Source organism: Mesorhizobium sp. M2A.F.Ca.ET.039.01.1.1 (genome assembly GCF_003998035.1).
GTDB lineage: Bacteria > Pseudomonadota > Alphaproteobacteria > Rhizobiales > Rhizobiaceae > Mesorhizobium.
Genome location: NZ_RZRY01000641.1, coordinates 1 through 3602, shown reverse-complemented (window position 1 = coordinate 3602; position 3602 = coordinate 1). Strand labels below are relative to the sequence as shown.

The following is a 3602-nucleotide window of genomic DNA, read 5'->3' as shown; positions in this document are numbered from 1 at the left end:
CATAGAACCAGATCACCGCGGCCGATCCCCAAGGCACGCAACGCGATCATGAGAGCTGCGGTTCCAGAAGCTACCGCCACGGCGGACGAAGTGCCGCTCGCAGAGGCCACTGCCTGTTCAAAAGCAGGAACGTCCGGGCCGACGGATGACACCCAGCCATCGATCATCGCGACATTGACAGATTCAATGTCTTCAGGACCGATATTCGGTACGGCGAGCGGGATAGTGGACAGGTTCTGCATGGTCACACTTCGTAGCGGCCGGGGCTGTAGAGTGCGAGATTGTCCGGATCGCGAAACCAGGCGATCGTTTCTTCAATCCCGCGCTCAAATCCGTCGAGACCGCCGTAGGTCGGCTTCCAGCCTGACCGGGTAAATGCAAGACGATTGTCGCCCCACAGGCGCTCGACCTCGCTCGCTTTTGGACGCAGGCGGGCCGCGTCCCTCTCGATCGTAACCTCCACGCCCATCTTGCGGGCAACAAGTTCCACGGCATCGCCGACTGAGATCTCATAGTTTGATGCGAGATTGGTAACGTGACCGATGGCTTTGGCCGATTTGGCCAGTGCTATGAAACCAGAAACCGTATCCTTGACATAATTGAAGTCACGCGTCGGCCGCGTATCCCCGAGCTTGATTGACGTGATCCCCGCGGCGATTTGCGTGATGATTGTTGGCAAGACTGCCCGAGCTGATTGTCTTGGACCGTAGGTATTGAACGGGCGGACTACCGAAACCGGCGTGTTGAAGCTGTTAAAATAGGAGAGCGCTATCGTATCCGCCCCAATTTTCGAGGCCGAATACGGACTCTGCGGCTGTAGCGGATGGTCCTCGGTTATAGGAACCGAGCGTGCAGTGCCATAAACCTCGCTGGTCGAAGTGATGATACAACGTTCCACAGAGTTGGACTTCGCAGCCTCAACAACGTTGGTCGTTCCGCCAACGTTAGTTTCGACGTAGGCCTGTGGCGCCACGTAGGAATAGGGTATGGCGATCAAGGCGGCCAGGTGAAAGACCACGTCGACATCCTTCGTGATGGAGTTCACAAAGAAGGGATCGCGGATGTCTCCCGGGCGGTAATCGATAGCCTTGCGGATGTCACGAGCAGCATGGTCAAGCCAGCCTTTCGTGCCAAGCGAGTTGTAGATCGTAAGCGCTCGGACATTTGCGCCCTGGCGCACCAGCTCTTCGGTGAGGTGTGACCCGATGAACCCGTCGGCGCCAGTCACCAACACCCGTTTGCCAGAAATCGTGGAAATGTCTTCGATCTGCATCGGTATTCTTATTCTTGCTCGATTCAAAAAGCGGGTGAGTTGACCTGAAGTTTATGATGCTGCGGCGCGTCCTTGAACACCATGACCTTGGCGCTCTCAACAGATAGCTCGTGACGTTGATAACCGGCCTGGACTTTAGCTCGAGCACGCTCAAGCTCAGGCACTGTCCCGACGTCGATCCAATCCTCGATCAGTGGAAACGCACCCACTCGAAAGCCAAGTGGAATGAGTGTTTCTATCAAGGACGGCATGTCGATTTTGCCGGCTGGGACATGCTCCAAAACTGACGGTGACAGCACATAGATCGCGACGTTGATCTGGTGGATGATCTTTGGCTTTTCGCGGATCCGCGAAATAAGGCCGTCGACCTGGTCCACCACGCCAAATTGCATCTGGATCGGAAATGGACGCACGCTAACGGTAATGTCGAAGCCGGCCGCGTTGTGAAACTCGATAAGCCGGCCGAACTGCGCAGTGGTTATGACATCGCCGTTGACGACGAGTAAGGGGTGTTTGATCTCGCGGGGCAGAAGCGAAAGGCAGCCTGCCGTGCCCAACGGTGTGGTTTCCTCCAAATAACGAACGTCTGCGCCAAAACAGGACCCGTCGCCAAAATGGTCCTTTACAACGTCTCCTTCGAAAAAGAGCGACATGAAAATATCGCTGACGCCATTATCTACCAAATTGTCGACCAAATGCTCAGCGATGGGCTTCCCGCCAACATCCAACATCGGCTTAGGTGTGGTCTTTGTAAGCTCGCCGAGTCTCCGTCCGAAGCCGCCTGCCATTATCAGCCCATGGGCATCCAGCTTGGAGTTCACCGGAACACGGATCTCTGTATGCACAATCCGATTTCCGGAGTCGTCATACTTCGCCTCAAGGTGTGAGAACCGGCTTTTCAGAGCTAACCGAGAGGGCGTACGGCACATGCGTTCTATTTCTTCGTAGGGAGACAGCAAAAGTTCTATGAGAACCTGATCGTCTATTCCTTGGGCTAGCAACCGACGCCACTCGTGATGGCGGATTTCGGCCCGAAGACATTGTTCCTCATCGACTACGAAAATGTTCTCGAACGTCGTCTCGGCAAAAAACGCCGTTATGCTCGACGCTTTCTGATCGCACCGTACAACACCAAGCATAGGAACCCCGTTAAGTTGGCCGCCGACCGCAGAGTCGTGCTGGAGAGGTGGAACGTCCTGAAATTCAAATCGATCTTGATCGGCGCCTCGGTTTGGCGCGGGTCGCGAAGTGCTTTCGACGTGCGCAGCTAGGGCACGGGCTTTCAAGCGCGGAATGCGTATCATCCATCGATCAGCAAACGCCGTCGAAGGCGTGAGCCGGTCGAAAAGGCGTCCTTTGCGTTGATCACAAATCTACGCAGGCGGCGTGATATCCAGGGCCTATTCATCGGATCCCCCGTTAAAACTGCCCAATAGTGTATTCGTCGAACCAAAATACAAGTCAGGTAAGCATATCAATGACGTAAGGTGCGAGTTGACGTCGCGCCTTTCCGGCGCGCGCTCCACAAGCGCCATCGGTCGTCATCTATAGAAAGGATGACGACTCTCTTAGTTTGTAGCGAACCGGCTCCTAGCCGGCTAAGAAGCACTCCGACTGCAATACAATACTGCTCCGAACTCATGAGAGCGCATGAGTAGGGGTGTTCTCAACATCCTGAGTCGGTGCGAGATGTTAGTACTTTATACTAATATAGCTCCGCCAAAGGCAAACTCATTTCTATGGATATCCTTCTCCATCAGCCGGCAATGTTTGCGTTTTCGTTTGCGCCGGGGTTATGCCAACGCGAAGTTGCCAAGTCAAGCTTGTTTCTAGCAACGGAATGTGAGAGTTGTACGCCGCCTAAATGGCGTGTGGGGTATAACAGTATCGGTAAAAGACGAAGTACGAAGAGGGCCAGTATTACAATTGCGTTTCGCAGTGGCAGTATTCCGCTTTTTTTCGTTTCTGACCGGACTGCCAAAAGGGGGTGTTGGTAGTGGTTGAATCGATTGAAACGACATTGAGAATATGGGCGTCGACACTGCACGACGTGAAGTCCCGCATCAGGAGGCTTTTCCCTCAGGAGCGTGTGGCGAATTCGGCTGGACTATTCCTTGAAGGCCTACTCCGGGACGAGCACCGCAAGACCGGCTGGATGCGGGCTGAGGCTGCCGGCGATCCCGGGCCGTGGCGCCAACAGGCCATTCTTGGGAGGGCCAAGTGGGACGCAGATGCTCTGCGCGACATAGTGCGCAAATACGCCCTCGAAACACTGGCCGACAGCGAGGCAGTCCTCGCAATAGGGGAGACGGCATTCATCAAGCAAGGC

General features: G+C 54.9%; 5 protein-coding genes. 2 read left to right on the top strand and 3 right to left on the bottom strand.

Annotated elements, in window-relative coordinates; translation table 11 throughout:
- The 3 genes from EOA24_RS30985 to EOA24_RS41945 all read right to left on the bottom strand — a co-directional run.
- Nucleotides 1-242 (bottom strand): DegT/DnrJ/EryC1/StrS family aminotransferase (locus EOA24_RS30985; RefSeq protein WP_189354379.1); only part of this gene is annotated, 242 nt, incomplete at its 3' end.
- A gap of 2 nt (nt 243-244) precedes the next feature.
- The gene (locus EOA24_RS30980) at nt 245-1273 is read right to left on the bottom strand and encodes an NAD-dependent 4,6-dehydratase LegB (protein WP_127410438.1); all 1029 of its coding nucleotides are present in this window, start codon (nt 1271-1273) and stop codon (nt 245-247) included.
- Nucleotides 1274-1296: 23 nt separating this feature from the next.
- Nucleotides 1297-2118, bottom strand: a complete 822-nt coding sequence (locus tag EOA24_RS41945) for a sugar phosphate nucleotidyltransferase (protein WP_189354377.1) — start codon at nt 2116-2118, stop codon at nt 1297-1299.
- Nucleotides 2119-2289: 171 nt separating this feature from the next.
- Here EOA24_RS41945 and EOA24_RS41940 point away from each other — a divergent pair, with 171 nt between their 5' ends.
- Both EOA24_RS41940 and EOA24_RS30970 read left to right on the top strand, forming a co-directional pair.
- Complete coding sequence (locus tag EOA24_RS41940; protein WP_189354375.1) at nt 2290-2544, top strand: hypothetical protein; 255 nt, start codon at nt 2290-2292, stop codon at nt 2542-2544.
- 716 nt (nt 2545-3260) lie between these two features.
- A partial coding sequence (locus tag EOA24_RS30970; protein WP_189354373.1) for a transposase occupies nt 3261-3602 on the top strand: 342 nt, incomplete at its 3' end.